At 40.9% G+C, this 18,531-nt stretch carries 14 protein-coding genes; 9 read left to right on the plus strand and 5 right to left on the minus strand.

Annotated features, from left to right (window positions below):
- Nucleotides 1-191: 191 nt before the first annotated feature.
- From galE to ACT3TH_RS09370, 4 genes are read left to right on the plus strand one after another with little or no spacing between them, the layout of a single operon-like run.
- Nucleotides 192-1,163 (plus strand): UDP-glucose 4-epimerase GalE, encoded by a 972-nt coding sequence (galE, locus tag ACT3TH_RS09355; RefSeq protein WP_444755584.1) that lies wholly within the window; start codon nucleotides 192-194, stop codon nucleotides 1,161-1,163.
- 14 nt (nucleotides 1,164-1,177) lie between these two features.
- Entirely contained in the window at nucleotides 1,178-2,266 is a 1,089-nt protein-coding gene (locus ACT3TH_RS09360) for a glycosyltransferase family 4 protein (protein WP_444755585.1), read from the plus strand.
- 29 nt (nucleotides 2,267-2,295) lie between these two features.
- Complete coding sequence (locus ACT3TH_RS09365) at nucleotides 2,296-3,258, plus strand: glycosyltransferase family 2 protein (protein WP_444755586.1); 963 nt, start codon at nucleotides 2,296-2,298, stop codon at nucleotides 3,256-3,258.
- 3 nt (nucleotides 3,259-3,261) lie between these two features.
- Nucleotides 3,262-4,242: a capsular polysaccharide synthesis protein gene (locus tag ACT3TH_RS09370; protein ID WP_444755587.1), complete on the plus strand. Its 981-nt coding sequence runs from the start codon at nucleotides 3,262-3,264 to the stop codon at nucleotides 4,240-4,242.
- A 13-nt stretch (nucleotides 4,243-4,255) separates the two neighbouring features.
- Here ACT3TH_RS09370 and ACT3TH_RS09375 read toward each other — a convergent pair whose 3' ends face one another.
- The 3 genes from ACT3TH_RS09375 to aspS form a co-directional block, all read right to left on the minus strand.
- Nucleotides 4,256-4,972, minus strand: a complete 717-nt coding sequence (locus ACT3TH_RS09375) for a glycosyltransferase (RefSeq protein WP_444755692.1) — start codon at nucleotides 4,970-4,972, stop codon at nucleotides 4,256-4,258.
- A 228-nt stretch (nucleotides 4,973-5,200) separates the two neighbouring features.
- Entirely contained in the window at nucleotides 5,201-6,157 is a 957-nt protein-coding gene (locus ACT3TH_RS09380; protein ID WP_444755588.1) for a lysophospholipid acyltransferase family protein, read from the minus strand.
- 69 nt (nucleotides 6,158-6,226) lie between these two features.
- A complete protein-coding gene (aspS, locus tag ACT3TH_RS09385; RefSeq protein WP_444755589.1) occupies nucleotides 6,227-8,050 on the minus strand; it encodes an aspartate--tRNA ligase in 1,824 nt (607 codons plus the stop codon).
- A 361-nt stretch (nucleotides 8,051-8,411) separates the two neighbouring features.
- Between aspS and sohB the strand changes: the two genes are divergently transcribed.
- From sohB to ACT3TH_RS09410, 5 genes are all read left to right on the plus strand, one after another.
- Nucleotides 8,412-9,401: a protease SohB gene (gene sohB / locus ACT3TH_RS09390; protein ID WP_444755693.1), complete on the plus strand. Its 990-nt coding sequence runs from the start codon at nucleotides 8,412-8,414 to the stop codon at nucleotides 9,399-9,401.
- Nucleotides 9,402-9,704: 303 nt separating this feature from the next.
- A complete protein-coding gene (locus ACT3TH_RS09395) occupies nucleotides 9,705-10,955 on the plus strand; it encodes an acyl-CoA dehydrogenase family protein (RefSeq protein WP_444755694.1) in 1,251 nt (416 codons plus the stop codon).
- 213 nt (nucleotides 10,956-11,168) lie between these two features.
- On the plus strand, nucleotides 11,169-12,458 hold the full coding sequence (locus ACT3TH_RS09400) for a phosphotransferase family protein (RefSeq protein ID WP_444755590.1): 1,290 nt from the start codon (nucleotides 11,169-11,171) through the stop codon (nucleotides 12,456-12,458).
- Between the two features lie 55 nt (nucleotides 12,459-12,513).
- Complete coding sequence (locus ACT3TH_RS09405; RefSeq protein WP_444755591.1) at nucleotides 12,514-13,269, plus strand: histidine phosphatase family protein; 756 nt, start codon at nucleotides 12,514-12,516, stop codon at nucleotides 13,267-13,269.
- A 207-nt stretch (nucleotides 13,270-13,476) separates the two neighbouring features.
- On the plus strand, nucleotides 13,477-14,346 hold the full coding sequence (locus ACT3TH_RS09410; protein WP_444755592.1) for an SDR family oxidoreductase: 870 nt from the start codon (nucleotides 13,477-13,479) through the stop codon (nucleotides 14,344-14,346).
- A gap of 96 nt (nucleotides 14,347-14,442) precedes the next feature.
- Here the strand turns inward: ACT3TH_RS09410 and ACT3TH_RS09415 are convergent, their stop codons facing one another.
- Nucleotides 14,443-16,134: an AMP-binding protein gene (locus ACT3TH_RS09415; protein ID WP_444755593.1), complete on the minus strand. Its 1,692-nt coding sequence runs from the start codon at nucleotides 16,132-16,134 to the stop codon at nucleotides 14,443-14,445.
- 626 nt (nucleotides 16,135-16,760) lie between these two features.
- Nucleotides 16,761-18,452: an AMP-binding protein gene (locus ACT3TH_RS09420; protein WP_444755594.1), complete on the minus strand. Its 1,692-nt coding sequence runs from the start codon at nucleotides 18,450-18,452 to the stop codon at nucleotides 16,761-16,763.
- Between the last annotated feature and the right edge of the window lie 79 nt (nucleotides 18,453-18,531).

The raw sequence follows: 18,531 nt of genomic DNA on the forward strand, positions 1-18,531 counted from the left end.
GGCTGTCAGTAGAAGTATGCATGGATTTACTCGCGTAGGTATTATAAGTATTGTATTATAGAAGCACTGAAATATTTAATATAAACAAGGATTTTTAATAGTGCGCATTGTAGTCATTTATATATATGATTGCGAATAAATAGTTTTGTGAAATCTAATTGTTTTAATTATATAAATTAAATAGGAAATCTATGTTATTAGTAACGGGTGGGCTTGGGTACATTGGCAGTCATTTTGTGATAGTGGCGTTACAATCAGGATATGATGTTGTGGTTATAGACAACTTATCAAATAGTCATGCCCACACACAACAACACATAGAGACCATCGCTCAATCTCACTTTCAATTTATTGAAGGGGACATAAGAAACAAATCGTTGTTAGAGCGTATATTTAAACAATATCAAATAGATACTGTCATACATTTTGCTGGTTTAAAAGCGGTGGCAGAATCTGTTGTAAGTCCGATGCGCTACTACGATAATAACGTATATGGCAGCTTAGTCTTATTAGAAGCTATGCAGGAACACTGTATACAAAAGATTGTTTTTTCATCATCGGCCACTGTATATGGTGAGCCTCAGTATTTACCCTACGATGAGAAGCACCCAACCATTCCTATCAATCCTTATGGTCATACCAAGCTACATGTAGAGAATGTACTGCAAGATGTCTGTCAAGCTGATAAGGATTTTGCAGCAGTTACGCTGCGCTACTTTAACCCAATTGGCGCACATCCTTCTGGTCTAATTGGTGAGAACCCTAAGGACATCCCTAATAACTTGATGCCATATATAGTTAAAGTGGCTCAGGGAAACTTACCTTATTTACAAGTCTTTGGTGATGATTATGATACTCGAGATGGTACAGGTGAGCGGGACTATATTTATGTTATGGACTTAGTACAAGGCCACCTCGCTGCCCTCAGTTATCTAAACAAAAAAGGGTTCCATATATTCAACTTGGGGACAGGAACAGGAACCACTGTTTTAGAATTGGTTGCAGCGTTTGAAGCCGCGAATTCGGTGACTATCAATCAGCGCGTTATGCCAAGGCGTGAGGGAGATCTGTCTAAATTTTGGGCAAATCCAAGTCTTGCTAAGACAGAGCTAAACTGGCAAGCTGTGACTCCTTTGCATGTTAGTTGTCTACTTAACTCATAACAGTGGTGAAATCATTGAAAGTATTGCATTTCGTGACAGGTGGTTTTTCGGGTGCAACCAAAGTTGCTGTTGATTTAATTGCCTCTCACAATAAAATAGCCCATGTTGACAATCTATTAGTGATGCGCCGCAAAAAAACCACGACATTAGAAAAGCTATCAGAGCTTGATGATAAAAATATCAACTATGAGTTGGTTACTGGCAGTACGCATATAGCGACCGTACGAGAATTGAAAAAGATATGTCAGAAGTGGCAGCCAGATATCTTAGTTGCTCATGGGTTTCCAGAACACTTATTGGGACGACAGGCAGGATTGCTTGCAAAAGTACCGATTTTAATACAAGTCGAGCACAATTCTAAAGAGCGTTATACACCTTGGAAGCTTTACCAGACACGTAAATTAAGTAAGCACACAGACAAAGTCGTTGCCGTATCAAAAGGTGTGGCGCAGGTATTGACCGAGCAGCATCTTGAGGCTCCTATACAAGCCATCCCTAATGGAATTGATACTGAACGATTTGGTGGTATCAATCCCGTAGCTATACTTGATAGACCAAAAGATTTAATCATGGTTGGTCGTTATGCTAAAAGCAAAGACCATGTGACTTTGATTGAGGCGCTGCATCAGCTAAAGCAAAGAGGGTTTGCACCAAGCTTGACTTTGGTTGGAGACGGGCGCAAACAATATAAACAGCAAGTAAATAGTCTTGTTGAGCGCTATGGACTACAAAGCCAAGTTAACTTTATTGAATATAGCCGTGAGGTTGATACACTATTATCGCAGCACAAGGTTTTTGTGATGTCGAGCCGGTTCGAGGGGTTGAACCTTGCAGTATTAGAAGCGATGGCAAGTGCTTGTGTGGTGATTGGCAGTCGAGCCATTGGTGTAGAGGAGCTGATCGAAGATCAAAGAGATGGCTTTTTGTTTCCGATTGGCGATGCTACTGCCTTGGCGGATATCATTGAGACCATATTGTCTAAACCTGTCGATTATCAATCACTTGCTCTGTCTGCTAGGGAAAAGGTGTTAGCATATTACAATCAGCAAAAAGTGACGCAGGCTTATTACCAACTCTTTCAGGATTTATTAACGAGCCATTAATTATCATAAAGTTTTAGTGTGAGTGTTATATGAATAGAGACGACATAACAATTGTTATTTTAATACCTGTTTACAATGTAGCAGAATATGTAGAAGAATGCATAAAATCGGTACTAGAGCAAATCGATACTAGAGCAACTTTATTAATAATGAATGATGCTTCAACAGACAATAGCGCAGAAGTCATCAGAATTTTCGAAAATCATCCTCAAGTGCAAATCTTTGATGCACCTCATAATAGAGGTTTATCCGCCACACGTAATGCGCTTTTCGATATGGCTCAGGCGGACTATGTATGGTTCATTGATTCTGATGATCTCATGTATGAAAACGCATATTTATCAGTTATGTCTCAATTAGAAAAACTAAATTCAGATGTATTGTGTGCGGATTATGTATCATTACGAAAAGAGAAAGAAGTAGAAAAAAAAGCTTTCATAGGTAAGGCTTGCCAGAATTTTACTAATAAAAATAATAGTTTCTTAAACAATATTATTGAAAATAACAGTAATCACGTTTGGAATAAGGTTTTTAGAAGACAGTTGATACAAGATATAAGATTTAAAGAAGGATTAAATTTTGAAGATATCCTATATATGACTGATGTCTCATTAAAAAACTTCCAATATAGCTATTTAAAACAGCCTGTAATAAAGTATAGAGAGCGTGAAGGCTCTATCTCAAAAAACTTCGACAAAAAATATGTAGATGATTATCTATTTGCCTTTACTTATCGCGTTGATAATTATCAGAGATCTGAAAAAAAGGATGAGTACTATTACTTATTATATAAGGTATATAAGCGTTATGTGGGGTTGTTAAGTAAAATAGCTAAAAATAATCAGGAAAATTTATTAAAAGACACTTATGATAAATACAATAGCTATTTTTCAGATCTTTATCTGATTGCGATTAAAGAGCTCCCAATGCATAAAAAAATTATCCTTAATATTAAAAAATCCAAATTAAATAATATTTTGATAGGTGTATAGTACATGGAAAAGATTTTTGAGGTTATCAGTAATAAGCCTTTTAAAATATTCTATAATGGTCTTGTGCCTAGAAGTATAAGGAAGCGCTGGAATTATCAGTATGATGATAAAATTAAGCAAGAAAAAGTAGCTTCTTACTGGATAACAGTTATTAATCAATACGCTGATAAAAAAATCCAGAAGTATGATATTTTGCCAGTCAATGAGGAACTGGTAGGAAAGAGAATAATTTGGCAATATTGGGGACAAGGGTTAGAGGATTTGCCCGAGATGGTTGAAATATGTTTTGCTTCAGTAGATAACCATGCGCATGATTATAGGGTTATCAGAATTACTGATGATAACTTGAATGAATATATAAAGCTTCCAGATTTTGTTAATGAAAAACGTAAAAACGACGTGTTTAGTCGAGTGTTTTTTTCTGATTTGCTTCGTATTGCATTGTTGTCTGTTTATGGAGGAGTTTGGCTAGATGCCTCAATTTTATTGACAGATAGACTACCTAAAGAATATACAAGCTCTGACTTTTTTATGTATAGCCGTGATCCTAACTCGCTTAACAAAAATTGGGGAAAAAATGATACACATTTTTATTTCAATTGGCGTGATGAGTTCAAAGTAAAACACCTTAATAGTATTATTTTTTCTAAGCCAAACTCATTAGTTGCAAAAACTTTGACTGACTTGCTACTCTATTATTGGAAAACTGAAAATAAAATAGACTATTATTTTTTCTTTCAAGTAATGGTTAATGAACTGAAAAATATGAATATAATTAATTTTAGTTTTCCAGTAGAGGATGATACGCTACCGCATTTACTACAGACTGAAATGAATAATAAATTTAAAAAAGAGAAGTATGAACATATTATAGAACAAGCTTCCTTACATAAACTTAGCTTACATGAAAAATTTAAGGAAAAAGATATCTTGGGTAATCTAACCTACTATGGTTTCTTAAAAAAAGAGTTTTCTAATAAATAAAATATTCAAAAGCTTACTGCCAATGCTCTTTTAGCCAAGGACTGGCTTTTGCATGACGATACCATTTACCGCCACCGCCATTAATGGCATCTGGTGGATTGATTTCACCATGGAAGACGACAATTTTTGCACCATTAGGTAGAGTCGGTGCGCGTACTAGGTTAAAAGGAATAGGCGCCATACACTGATACTTAAAGCTGACACACCAGTCTTTATCCCAATACTCTAGATTATGGTGCTCACGCAAGTAATTAGACAGATACGCCTGTTCATGGCGAACTTGCTGACGAATAGTGTCAAAGTTACGCTCAAAGTTTGCTAACAAGTCAGGGTAGGTATGCATACCAATGTTAAAGCGATATACAGAGCTATTGCCGATCATGCGCCACGGTTTTTTCCAGTCACGAATGATGACAACGCTGTCTTCGTGTTCAGCTTTATAGGTAAAGAAAGCATCGATATTATCAACGATGACAATGTCAATGTCCAAAAATAACGCAACACCTTTGAGATCATAAAGCTCAGGCTTAAAGGTAGTGAGTTTTTTCCAGCCACGTTCGGGACCCGCTGGTAAGTCCATTTCAGGTATAGGATAACAAGTAATAGCAGGGTCAATGCCAGTGCTGTCATCAGTTAGGCAAACCATCTGAAAATCTAAGGTAAGATGGCGACTGACCATATTATAAAGACGGTTAACGTATTCACAACCGTATTTATCTCCCCATTTCATACAAATGACGTAACGCTGTTCAGAGACGTCACGGTCTATTTGTGTTTGGTCTGTCGATGCGCAAGTCGTTGTATCCGCTGCCATAATATACTCATATAAAAATAGAAAAATAAATAAAATAAAGGATTTACATGCTAAAAAGACTAAAAATCTTCCATGATGCTAGCACAGCCATTACGTACAAATGTGTTTGTAATATTAAAGTCCTTGATACTACCTATCTAGTTTTTAGTTGTTTATGTGATGAGTATTCTTATATGCATCTGCGGTGATGCTTGCGTGATTTGCCTGAACGAATGCTGCTAGCTCAGATTTTTCCGCATTGTAAGGATTACCCAATGTTGGAACGTGCTTAAAACGTCGGTATCCCCACATATAGTGACTGCACTCATCTTCAATCATTCGTTGCATTGCTTGATTAAGAGCATAAGCCGCAGTTTCGGCATTACGGTCATAAAGGGCAGGATCATCGAGTTTATAGCAATAGATGTCAAAACCGCGACCATCGTCACGGCGAATACAAGACAAACCGACCAGTGCACATTTGGTTTTGCTCGCAAGTTTTGAGGCCAGTGTGCTGGTTAAGGTGTTAATCCCGAAAAAAGGGACTACTACGCCACCTGAAGGGTCAGGCACATGATCAGGCAATACGATGCTAAAACCGCCTTGCTTTAGTGTTTTGAATATAGCTTTGACGCCACTGCCATCAGTAGGAACCAACGTGGCATTGAGCCGCGCACGACCCTTGAGCACAAAGTCATTAGTCAAATCACCTTTGACAGGCTTGTACATGATGGTTGGCGAACCAAATTGATTCAGCCATGCGTTCATCATCTCCCACGTACCAAGATGCGGTACGATTGCGAGCATACCGTTAGGACTGGCAAGGCCTTCTAATAAAATGTCTTTATCATGGACGTCACAGATTTGAGCAATACTCCACTTAGGAGGCATCGCCCAGCTTTTGATGGATTCGATACTGGTTAGGCATTGATGATAAACAATATCTTTGGTCAACGATTTTTTTTGAATATCAGATAAGGTGGGGGCAACCAGTGCCATATTGGTGCTAATAGTACGCATGATACTCAAACTTGGTATTTTAATGATTATCCAAGCGACAAAACGTGCCAATATCTGTAGCACAGACAAGGGCACGTATTTGAAAATATGATACGGATTCATAACCCTCCACACGGCGATGAATCACGTAAAAGATACTGTGAAAAATAAAAAGACATATCAAATCATTTATTAGGTGGGTTTGTTGGCATCAGCTTGTACTTTTTCACGCACACGAATACCAAGATCACGTAATTGCTTGCTATCCACTTCAGCTGGTGCTTGAGTTAGTGGGCATTCAGCCGTTTTGGTTTTTGGGAAGGCGATGACATCACGAATAGAGTCTGCGCCTACCATCAACATAATCAAACGATCTAAACCAAAAGCCAAACCACCATGCGGCGGTGCACCAAATTTCAAGGCATCAAGTAAGAAACCAAACTTGTCTTCAGCCTCCTGCTCGTCAATACCTAGAGCATCAAGTACAGCTTGCTGCATATCAAAAGTATTGATACGTAAGCTGCCGCCGCCAATCTCAGTACCGTTCAACACCATATCATAAGCGATAGAAAGGGCAGATTCTGGATTGTTTTTCAACTCTTCAACTGAGCCTTTAGGCTTGGTGAACGGATGGTGCATTGACGTCCAGCGACCGTCATCAGTTTGTTCAAACATTGGAAAGTCAGTTACCCAAAGTGGCGCCCACTGGCAAGTGGTCATTTCAAGATCTAGACCGATTTTTTGACGTAGGGCACCGATTGCATCGTTTACCACACTGGCTTTATCAGCACCAAAGAAGATAATGTCGCCATCTTCTGCCGCAGTACGTTTAATCAGACTAACAAGTACATCATCAGTCATATTTTTGATGATAGGAGACTGTAGGCCAGATTCTTGGTCAACACCATTGTTGATTTTGCTTGCGTCATTGACTTTGATATAAGCCAAACCGCGAGCGCCATAGATACCAACGAACTTAGTGTATTCATCGATTTGCTTACGACTTAACGAAGCACCGCCAGGAATGCGTAAAGCAGCCACACGACCTTTAGGATCATTAGCAGGACCTGCAAATACTTTGAAATCAACATCTTTCATCAAGTCTGCAACGTCGATCAGTTTCAACGGAATACGTAAATCAGGCTTGTCTGAAGCATAATCACGCATCGCTTCGGCATAAGTCATACGTGGAAATTGTTCAAACTCAACGTCCATCATCGTCTTAAACAAATGCTTAATCAGACCTTCGTTGATGTTCATGATTTCTTCTTCATTTAAGAAAGAAGTCTCAATATCTACCTGAGTAAATTCAGGCTGACGATCGGCACGTAAGTCTTCATCGCGGAAACATTTGGCGATTTGATAATAACGGTCAAAGCCCGACACCATCAATAACTGCTTAAATAGCTGTGGTGACTGGGGTAGTGCAAAGAAGTTACCTGGGCGAGTACGTGATGGTACCAGATAATCGCGCGCGCCTTCAGGGGTTGCACGAGTCAAAATAGGCGTTTCAACGTCTAAGAAGCCGTGATCATCTAAGTAACGACGAATCGCTGAGGTGGCTTTGGCACGGAAAACCATACGCTCCTGCATTTGCGGACGACGCATATCCAGATAGCGATACTTAAGACGCAAGTCTTCTGATACGGTCGTCTTTTCATCATTTAATGGAAATGGCGGGGTTTCAGACTTAGCCAGTACTTCAATCTCTTTGCCCAATAGCTCAATCTGACCACTGGTCATCGTATTATTTTCAGTGCCTTCATAACGGCGACGTACGCGGCCAGTGATTTTTAGCACATATTCAGGACGTACTGCATCAGCAGTAGCAAAGGCTTCTGGCGTATCAGGATCAACGACTACCTGCAAGATACCAGCGCGGTCACGCATGTCTAAAAAAATCACGCCGCCATGATCGCGACGACGATGTACCCAGCCTACGATACTAATGGTTTGCTCAAGTAAGCTTTCGGTTACGGCTCCGCAATATTCGTCTCGGTATTCGCTATGCGTCATAATATAGTTATCCAGTTATCAGCCCAATTCAAAGTACAATAATGCAGCCGTTGCTGTGCGATTCAAGCTATTTGCAAAAAAAAGCACAAACAACGCGATTCAGACAAAAGGTCATCACGTTGGCTACAGAAGATTTGATATAAACGCATATTATGCCTAATCTGCCTTTGTTATACAACCAGCTGAGTTCAATCAAAATGTCGAACTGTCTTGGTATCAGGCGTACTTATCCAGTAACATTTGCACTGGGTTAAATATTGTCATTCTGCTTGAAAATGTAGCCATATGTGCGCATATCAACGGCACGCTAATAAAAACAGCCTTATTTATATATTTATTGCCCCATCTACCGATTTTAGGAATTGTAATCATGCTATTTCATTCGACCAAAAACCCTATTGAACTCAAAATACTGCATCTCAATGAAGCGCAAAAGCAGCGCCGTGAAGACTTGATGGAAGCGACGCAAGGCAAAGACGCGCTTAAGCAATTCAAAAAAACAATGGCTAAAAAGGCCAAACAAGCTCTAAAAGCCAAATCTAAAAATAAGAAAAAAGAGACTGACAATAAAACCCAAGTTTTTGTCTTAGACTTCGATGGTGATATTAAGGCGACAGCAGTTAAGCACTTACGTGAAGAAATTAGCACACTTATTAGTGCAGCAAATAAAGGTGATGAAGTCGTCATACGCCTTGAGTCAGGTGGCGGCTTAGTACATGGCTACGGATTGGCAGCGGCGCAATTGGCGCGTTTAAAAGACGCGGGTTTGAAATTGACCGTGTGTGTGGATAAGGTCGCAGCGAGCGGCGGCTATATGATGGCGTGTGTCGCAGACAGTATCGTGGCTGCGCCTTTTGCCATTATTGGCTCAATCGGTGTGGTATCACAATTGCCAAACTTCCATAAATGGCTCAAAAATCATGACGTAGATTATGAGATGTTTACCGCTGGTGATTATAAGCGCACCGTCACGGTATTTGGCGAAAACGATGATGAAGATCGTGCTAAGTATCAAGAAGAGCTTGAGCAGACACACGAGTTATTTAAACATTTTGTAACTACTTATCGCCCATCGCTCGAGGTTGCTAAAGTTGCCACTGGTGAGCATTGGTATGGCGAAGATGCACTAAAGCTTAATTTGATTGACAGCTTACAAACGTCTGACAGTTATATTTTGGCGCGTATGGAAGACAGCGAAGTATATGCCCTACATTCACGCCAGAAACCAACGCTTGCAGAAAAGCTAGGATTGTTGCAAGCGGCAGAAGCGACACTAAGTATGGCAGTTGATAAATTACCAGACGCGTTGGCTCGTTTTGACTTAAACAGTCGCTTAAACATTCTTAAATAACCACTTAAAATAAGATAAGTAGTTATAGCTGTTTTTATAGTAGAGCAGTAAGCTTAGTAAAAGCTATGATGCTTTTCATAGCGCAATGATTAAATGCTTTAGGATTTGCTCAAGCATTGTTTGTATTTTGTAAAAGGCGTGTCCTAATGGGTCGCGCCTTTTTGCTGTTTATTCATAATCGCTGTGTTATAAATGTAGGATACAAAAGACAGTATACGTACGTGCACTATAAAATTTTTATGGAAATTTGATTACGATAATCAATTAACGAAAAGGATGTCATTTATGTCTAACAGTACATTGATGTTTACCGCCACAGAACATGGTCAAGCCATGCATGCAAAGGTTAAAGCGTTCATCGAGACGCAGATTGAGCCCATTGAAGCGCAGTTTTGGCAAGATTGCCACGAGCAAAATCCCGATGGCAATTGGAAAAACTGGCAATGGCCAGAAAAATACGAGAGCCTGCGTAAACAAGCGCGCGAAGCTGGACTGTGGAATCTGTTTTTGCCTGATGACACTTTAGGTGCTGGGCTTTCAGTCACTGATTATGCGCCAATTGCAGAATTGACAGGTCGTAGTTTGCTTGCGCCTTACGTGTTCAACTGTAACGCACCTGATAGCGGCAATATGGAGCTGTTGTGGCGTTACGGCTCACGAGAGCAGCAAGATAAATGGATGATGCCAATTTTAGAAGGCAAAACGCGTTCTGTGTTTTGTATGACTGAGCCGGATGTGGCATCAAGTGATGCGACCAATATGCAAGCGACGGCTGTGGTTGATGGTGATGAGATCATCATTAATGGTAGCAAGTGGTGGTCATCAGGTTTGGGTGATCCTGCTGTAGACGTTTTGATTGTGATGGCCTATACGCCCGATGATAGCAAAGACCGTCATCATCAGCATTCTATGGTGCTGGTACCAGCAAAAACAGCTGGCGTGAATATCGAACGAATGCTCAAAGTATTTGGTGATTACGATGCACCGCACGGACACGGTGAAGTCAGCTTTGACAATGTCCGCGTGCCAGTTAGTCACTTTATCGGCGGGCCAGGGATGGGTTTTGAGATTGCCCAAGGTCGTCTAGGACCAGGCCGTATTCACCACTGTATGCGCTGTATTGGCGCTGCCGAAAAGTCTTTGGAATTGGCAATCAAACGCGGCATGACGCGTACAGCCTTTGGTAAGCCATTGCTTCAATTGGGTGGAAACTTTGAGCGTATCAGCGATGCCCGTATCAAGATTGACCAAGCGCGACTACTCACCTTATATGCTGCACAAAAAATGGATGCCCAAGGGACGAAAGCTGCCTTGACTGAAATCTCTGCCATTAAAGTAGTCGCACCGACAGTCCTACAAGAAGTGGTCGATATGGCAATTCAGATTCATGGTGGTATGGGTATATGTCAAGATACGATGCTACCAAACTTCTTTGCGCAAGCACGAGCACTACGCCTAGCCGATGGTCCTGATGAAGTGCACAAAACCATGATTGCCAAGTTGGAACTAAAGCGTCAGGGTTTTAGTCGCCCGTCTAAAGCGCCAAAATCCTAATTTTTATGACGAATTATTTTGGTTGCCGGCTATTTGTCTCTGTAGAAGTAATTCAAACGAGGGTAATTAGTATTCTTAGGTAATAATATTTTTTGAGAAATTTACTATCTAATTATCGATAGTGAATTTCTCATTACTTGACTGTTTTATGACAACAAGTTTTATAACAATTAACTTAACAACGCCAAATGACCACAGGATAAGGAACATCTTATGGCAATTCACTACTCTGCCAGCTCTACTGACGACAAAAACCAACCCACTGGGATTAACAGCCAAATACTAGATAAAGGCGGCGATGTTCGTGAGGGCGAGGCACTTGATGTTGAAGCGGTAAGCACATGGTTGCGTAATCAAGGAATCGATATACAAGGCGAGCCTATCGTTACCCAATTCTCAGGTGGCGCATCCAACTGGACGTACCGTCTGCAATATCAAAACCAAGACTTAATCTTACGTCGTCCACCAAAAGGCACCAAAGCCAAGTCAGCGCACGATATGGTGCGAGAGTATACTGTGCAAGAAGCATTAAAAAATGCTTATCCTTATGTGCCAAAGATGGTGGCACTTTGTACGGATGAGGAAGTGATTGGTGCTGATTTTTATGTTATGGAACGCATGGAAGGCATCATTCCTCGTGCCAATCTACCGAAAGGCGTGGATTTAGACACAGCCCAAACGCGTGCACTGTGTACCAATGTCATCGATGCTTTGATCGAATTGCACCAAGTAGATTATAAAGAACATCCTGATTTGGTCAATTTGGGTCGGGGCGAAGGTTATTGCGCGCGTCAGGTTAGTGGCTGGGATAAGCGTTATGTCAAAGCAAAAACACCTAACGTACCAAGCTTTGCACTGGTCAGCCAATGGCTGGGTAAGCACACACCGGCTGATAGCAAAACTTGTGTCATTCATAATGATTGGCGCTTTGACAATGTGATTTTGGATTCGAGCGATCCAACCAAGGTGATTGGCGTCCTCGATTGGGAAATGGCAACGCTTGGCGATCCGTTAATGGATTTGGGTAGTGCTTTGGCTTACTGGATTGAAGAAGATGACAATATCGTCATGCAGCAGTCACGTCGTCAACCAACACACCTAAAAGGCATGATGACTCGTGAAGAAGTGGTTGCCTATTATCTTAAGCAAACAGGATTAAAGATAGACAATTGGACTTTTTATGAAGTGTTTGGACTGTTTCGCTTAGCAGGTATCGTCCAGCAAATTTACTATCGTTACTATAATAAGCAAACGACCAATCCCACCTTTAAAAACTTTTGGATTATCGTGCATGTCCTGCATGCTAAGTGTCTTAAGTTGATTGCTCAATATGAAGGCGAGGCATTGTTTGTCAGCCATGTACAGCCTCATTTGCAAGACAGAGGTATTGATGCTGCCACTATTGAGCAGCTACCTAGTCCTGTACAATCTGTCATCAAAGGCATCTTGCCAAAAAGCTATTTTGTACAAACTAATCAGAAATCTGCAAAGCGAGAAGACTGAATAGTAAATATATAACAAACGGTATTTTAGAAAACATGATGAAAGGTAATATGTTATGACAACCATACTGCTGGCGCGCCATGGTCAGGCGTCTTTTGGACAAGAAAACTACGATCAGCTCTCAGAATTAGGTGGTATTCAGGCACAAATGCTCGGTCAGCATTATGCAACCACGCAGCGCCGAATCGATGCTATTTTTACGGGTAGTTTGGTCAGGCAACGAGATTCTGCTCGACATTTTTGGGAGTCTTATCAATCGTCTATCGATGCTGGGCATAATAATGGCACACCTATTATTAATATAAATGAGCCTGATAGCTACGTCTTGCCACAGTTTGATGAATTTAATCATAAAGATGTCTTTGTTAAATCCGATCCTGCTTTTGGTAGTCGAGCCGCAATCGCAGCTGAAATCGCTAAGTCAGAAGTGCCAAGCACGCGTTTGGCTGAATTGTTTGATCAGGCGATGCAGCGCTGGCATGGTGGCGACAACGATCAAGATTATATCGAGAGTTGGCCACAGTTTAACCAGCGGGCGCAGCTAGCACTTGAACAAATACGTGCAAAGGTTGCCAGTCTGAACTTAGATCAGGACAGTACAGTATTGGTTTTCACCTCAGGTGGTGTGATCGCTGCTATTACTGCGCAGTTATTAAAACAAGGCAGTCAGACAGCCTATCGATTGAATAGAAGCTTGGTCAATACAGGCGTCACGTCTGTTACCCTAAAGGAGCAAGGGGCTCGTTTGATGTCTTTAAACGAATATAGCCATTTGTTTTCTGATGGCAAGCGTTTCGTCACTTGGCGGTAGAAGATACGTTGTAGGGAAGAGTTAAAACACTAAAAAAATGGAAAAGCAGTCACCGTAAATGGCTGACTGCTATCTGTATATACAAGTTCTGGAAGCGACAATTTTTGCCTGCTTTTGATTTATTTTTATAACTGACAAACCCAATCTATAGATTTGCGCTATTATAGACTATCGACTTTACCCAATATCGATAAAAAAGGATTGTCCATGCAAAATAAGTTGATCAATTTAGTCGTCAAAAGCGCCAATCAAAGTAAAAATCAAGTATATAGTGCGATTCAGCCGTCTCGCTATTTGAGAGACTTAAACAAACAGCAGGCTGGACGAGGCAAAACGGTATTAATTACTGGTGCGAGCTCAGGTTTGGGCGAGGGAATGGCAAGACTTTTTGCCAAGCTTGGCTACAATCTCGCTATTTGCGCGCGCCGTATCGATCGTTTGGAACGTCTACAGTCGGAACTGATGGCAGAATTCCCCAACATACGCGTCGAGTACAAAACGCTTGATGTTAGCGACTATGATGCAATTTTCGAAGTATTTGATGCTTTTGCAAAGGATTTTGGTAGTATTGATCGAGTAGTGGTCAATGCGGGTATTGGCGACAGTCGCCGTATTGGGAAAGGTCGCTTTGACACCAATCGCCGTACCGTTGAAATTAACTTTATATCAGCATTGGCTCAATGTGAAGCGGCAATGAATATTTTTCGAGCGCAAAACAGTGGGCATTTGGTTGTGATATCAAGCATGTCAGCGATGCGTGGATTGCCTAAGCACTTGACGGCCTATGGTGCTAGTAAAGCCGGATTGGCTCATTTAGCAGAAGGCATTCGCGCAGATATGCTCTTAACCAAATTGCCGATTAAGGTGTCTACGATTTATCCTGGTTATATTCGTACCGAGATTAATGAGAATGCAAAACCATTGCCGTTTGAAGTGGACGCTGACAAAGGCACTAAAGCAATCGTTGCCGCGATTGAAGCTGGCGTAGAAGAAGCTTGCGTTCCAAGTCTGCCTTGGTCTATTGTGGGTCAAGCGATGAAGCGTTTGCCATTACAGATCATTAGTAAAGTAAATTAAAACAAAGATAAGATAGAACAAGAAAAAGCCCTCTACATTCTAATGTAGAGGGCTTTTTTTAAATATATTTAAATAAGATTGTTTGGGATGCAAAATCTAAAGCGCGTCTGAGATATGCTTTTCACGCAATTTTTGACGGAGCACTTTGCCTACATTGCTCTTTGGTAATTCACTGACAAATTCGATATGACGCGGACATTTATAGCCAGTCAAGTTTTCTAGCGCAAATTCTGTAATGATCTCTTTTGTCACGTTGTTATCAACAGGCACCACATAGATCTTTACGGCTTCACCTTGATGCTCGTCTGGGATACCAATTACCGCACAATCAATGATGCCATCACAATCGAGCATGACTGACTCAATCTCATTTGGAAAAACATTGAAACCAGACACCAAAATCATATCTTTTTTGCGATCAAGTAGAGTGAAGTAGCCCTTTTCATTCATACTGACAATATCACCCGTACGGAAGTAACCGTCATTGGTAAATATGTTTGAGTTGTCTTTATTAAAGTAACCTGACATGACGTTTGGCCCTTTAATACACATCTCGCCAGCTTGGTTGTATCCAACACGCTCGCCATTTTCATCGACGACAATGATATCGACACTCGGTACTGGTAAGCCAATAGAGCCATTGAACTTGCGGTCAGTCACGATGTTTGCAGTACCCGCTGAGACGCCCTCGGTCATACCCCAACCTTCAATCATAGGACAGCCAGTCACCTTTAACCAACGTGCTGCGGTTTGCTCAGTGGCTGCCATACCACCGGCTTGGGTAATACTTAATGGGCCAAAATCTAAATCCTTAAAGTTTGGCTGATCAAGGAGACCTTTGAATAAGGTATTCACGCCTGGGAAAATATGAAAGGGTTGTTTTGATAAAGTTTTGACAAAACCCGACATATCGCGTGGGTTTGGCACCAATATAAAAGTATAGCCCGAGCGCATGCCAAGTAAGCTAAGTGAAAAAGCAAAAATATGATAGAGCGGCAAGGCCATGACCATATTGATATATACCTCATTGATCTCTGAGGTAATAGGTCGATACCAAGCTTCTGCCATCATTGCAGAAGCCGCTATATTACGTTGCGTTAATATTGTGCCCTGAGACAGACCTGTCGTGCCGCCAGTATATTGCAATATACCCAATTGATCTAAACTCATGACTGGTGCAGTAAAAAGTAGGCTTTTGCCTTTTTTGAGCACGTCAGGGAATTTGGTGACATTATATTTGGGATCATTGAGATTGTATTTGGGCACTAAGCGTTTGACCTGACGAATAACCGTATTAACCAAAATGCCTTTTAAGCCCATCATATCGCCCATTTTTGATAAGATAATACGCTTAATATTTGTCTCTTCAATAACCTGCTCTAGAGCTTGCGCGAAATTATCAACCACAAAAATAACTTGAGCGCCCGAGTCATTTAATTGATGACGTAGCTCGCGACCAGTATATAGCGGGTTAATAGGTGTACAGACATAGCCTGCGCGTAAGATACCAATCATTATCGGTAAGTACTGAGGGACGTTTGGCATCATTAGAGCCACGACGCTACCTTTAGATAGGCCTTGCGCTTGTAACCATGCTGCCACTGCAAGTGATGCCTTATCAACATCACCATAAGTATGAGTAACGCCCATACAAACAGTCATAGGGTGCATACGAAAACGGTCAAAGCACTCTTCATACAACTCTATAAGGCTTTGATATTGATCTGGGTTAATCGTCTTGGGAACGTTTTTTGGATACTGCTCAAGCCATGGTTTATCTACTGTCATACTTAGCGTCCTTAAATACTGCAATAAGTTAAGGTTCTATAAAAGAGTAGTCACATCCATGTCAACAATCTCGTTCATTGCTTTGAGGGCAATGGATTGTCGCGTGCTATCCTGTTAATTCACAGACTGCTAAAATATTGAGGCCTTCATTTTGGTACTGTTATTTAACTACGAAGAATAAGCCTCTAAGTAGATTAAATGGCTGATTGGTACTCTTAATACTAAAAAAATAGTCGATACATAAAATCAGCTCGCAGCTTTCATTAAATAGATCAATCTATTGATTCAGATTAAAGAGGCGTGACGAGCTTGGTCACACATTAACACAAATGCAATTGATTAAATTAATAAATTTTATAACTTTGTAGTTAATAATTGATATTGCTAAAATATAGAATATATGGTTTTATGTATATAAGACAAACGGTATTTATAAATAGATAAACGGTAAATTTACTAGTAAATTATAAGCAAACGTATGGATAATAGCTTATCAGTCTATATAAAAGTATCTTTACCCCAAAATTATTTACATTATAAATACATTTATGAGATGTTATTCTGACAAAAAAAGGCATTCTCCAATAGAGGTAGAATGCCTTTAATCATTAGTGCTTTATTTGAAATTATGAATGGTCTGAATGATGCTTTTCACGTAGTTTCTGACGCAGTACTTTACCGACATTACTTTTTGGTAATTCACTGACAAACTCGATATGACGCGGGCACTTGTAACCAGTTAAGTTATCTAGTGCAAATTCAGTAATGACTTCTTTCGTCACGTTATTGTCAGCAGGGACGATATAGATTTTGACGGCTTCGCCTTGACGTTCATCAGGAATACCAATCACTGCGCAATCAATAATGCCATCACAATCGAGCATGACGGATTCAATCTCATTCGGGAAAACGTTAAAACCTGAGACCAAAATCATGTCTTTTTTGCGATCAAGCAGTTTAAAATACCCTTTTTCATCCATACTCGCGATATCACCTGTTCGGAAGTAACCGTCACTGGTAAAGTCATCATTGCTGTCTCTATTAAGATAGCCTGAGGTCACGTTTGGCCCTTTGATACACATCTCGCCTGCTTGGTTGACGCCCACACGTTCACCGTTTTCATCGATCAGAATAATATCGACACTCGGTACTGGTAGGCCAATAGAGCCATTAAACTTGCGATCAGTGACAATATTCGCTGTACCACCAGCGACTCCTTCCGTCATTCCCCAACCTTCAATCATTGGACAACCAGTGGTATCCAGCCAGCGTGCAGCTGTTTGTTCGGTGGCCGCCATACCGCCCGCTTGCGTGATCTTTAATGGGCCAAAATTTAAGTCTTTAAAATTTGGTTGATCAAGTAGCGCTTTGAATAGCGTATTCACGCCTGGGAAAATGTGGAACGGCTGTTTTGATAGTGTTTTGATAAAGCCTGGCATATCGCGTGGGTTTGGTACCATGATAAACGTGTAGCCTGAGCGCATGCCAAGTAGACTGAGCGAAAAAGCAAAGATATGATAAAGCGGTAATGCCATGACCATATTAATATACACTTCATTAATCTCTGAGGTCACTGGACGATACCATGCTTCTGCCATCAAGGCGGCAGACACAATATTACGCTGACTCAGGATGGTGCCCTTAGACAATCCTGTCGTACCGCCCGTATATTGCAAAATCGCTAATTGATCCAAGCTCATCTGTGGTGGATGAAAGGGCAAGCTTTTGCCTCTTTTGAGGACATCAGGGAACTTCGTTACTTCATGCTTTGGATCGTCAAGCTTATACTTAGGTATCAAGCGTTTGACTTGGCGAACGATGGTGTTAACCAACATGCCTTTTAAGCCCATCATATCGCCCAATTTCGACAATACAATACGTTTGATATTGGTTTCATCAACCACTTGTTCGAGTGCTTGTGCGAAGTTATCAACCACAAAAATAACTTGAGCACCTGAATCGTTTAATTGATGGCGCAGCTCACGACCTGTGTATAAAGGATTGATAGGCGTACAAACATAGCCTGCTCGCAAAATACCAATCATCGTTGGTAAGTATTGAGGAACGTTTGGCATCATTAATGCGACGACACTGCCTTTGGGAAGGTTTTGCGCTTGTAACCATGCTGCTATAGCAAGAGATGCCTTATCAACATCACCATAAGTATGGGTGACGCCCATGCAGATTGTCATTGGGTGCATACGAAAGCGCTCAAAGCACTCTTCGTATAGCTCCATTATGCTGCTATATTTGTCTGGATTGATGGTTTTAGGTACACCATTAGGGTAATGGTTCAGCCAAGGTTTATTCGGCATCATAGTCAGCGTCCTTGAAATTCAAATAGGTTGGGATTTTGTCGTAAAGCAGTCATATCCGTGTCAACAAAATATCTCAGCG

It is taken from the genome of Psychrobacter sp. AOP22-C1-C5, from assembly GCF_052378885.1.
Classification (GTDB): domain Bacteria; phylum Pseudomonadota; class Gammaproteobacteria; order Pseudomonadales; family Moraxellaceae; genus Psychrobacter.

Coding starts and splice junctions, on each gene's coding strand:
- ACT3TH_RS09400 (WP_444755590.1), top strand. CDS start 11,169: ATGGCAATTCACTACTCTGCCAGCTCTACTGACGACAAAAACCAACCC.
- ACT3TH_RS09420 (WP_444755594.1), bottom strand. CDS start 18,452: ATGATGCCGAATAAACCTTGGCTGAACCATTACCCTAATGGTGTACCT.
- ACT3TH_RS09365 (WP_444755586.1), top strand. CDS start 2,296: ATGAATAGAGACGACATAACAATTGTTATTTTAATACCTGTTTACAAT.
- ACT3TH_RS09370 (WP_444755587.1), top strand. CDS start 3,262: ATGGAAAAGATTTTTGAGGTTATCAGTAATAAGCCTTTTAAAATATTC.
- ACT3TH_RS09375 (WP_444755692.1), bottom strand. CDS start 4,972: ATGAAATGGGGAGATAAATACGGTTGTGAATACGTTAACCGTCTTTAT.
- aspS (WP_444755589.1), bottom strand. CDS start 8,050: ATGACGCATAGCGAATACCGAGACGAATATTGCGGAGCCGTAACCGAA.
- galE (WP_444755584.1), top strand. CDS start 192: ATGTTATTAGTAACGGGTGGGCTTGGGTACATTGGCAGTCATTTTGTG.
- ACT3TH_RS09405 (WP_444755591.1), top strand. CDS start 12,514: ATGACAACCATACTGCTGGCGCGCCATGGTCAGGCGTCTTTTGGACAA.
- ACT3TH_RS09415 (WP_444755593.1), bottom strand. CDS start 16,134: ATGACAGTAGATAAACCATGGCTTGAGCAGTATCCAAAAAACGTTCCC.
- ACT3TH_RS09410 (WP_444755592.1), top strand. CDS start 13,477: ATGCAAAATAAGTTGATCAATTTAGTCGTCAAAAGCGCCAATCAAAGT.
- ACT3TH_RS09395 (WP_444755694.1), top strand. CDS start 9,705: ATGTTTACCGCCACAGAACATGGTCAAGCCATGCATGCAAAGGTTAAA.
- ACT3TH_RS09380 (WP_444755588.1), bottom strand. CDS start 6,157: ATGAATCCGTATCATATTTTCAAATACGTGCCCTTGTCTGTGCTACAG.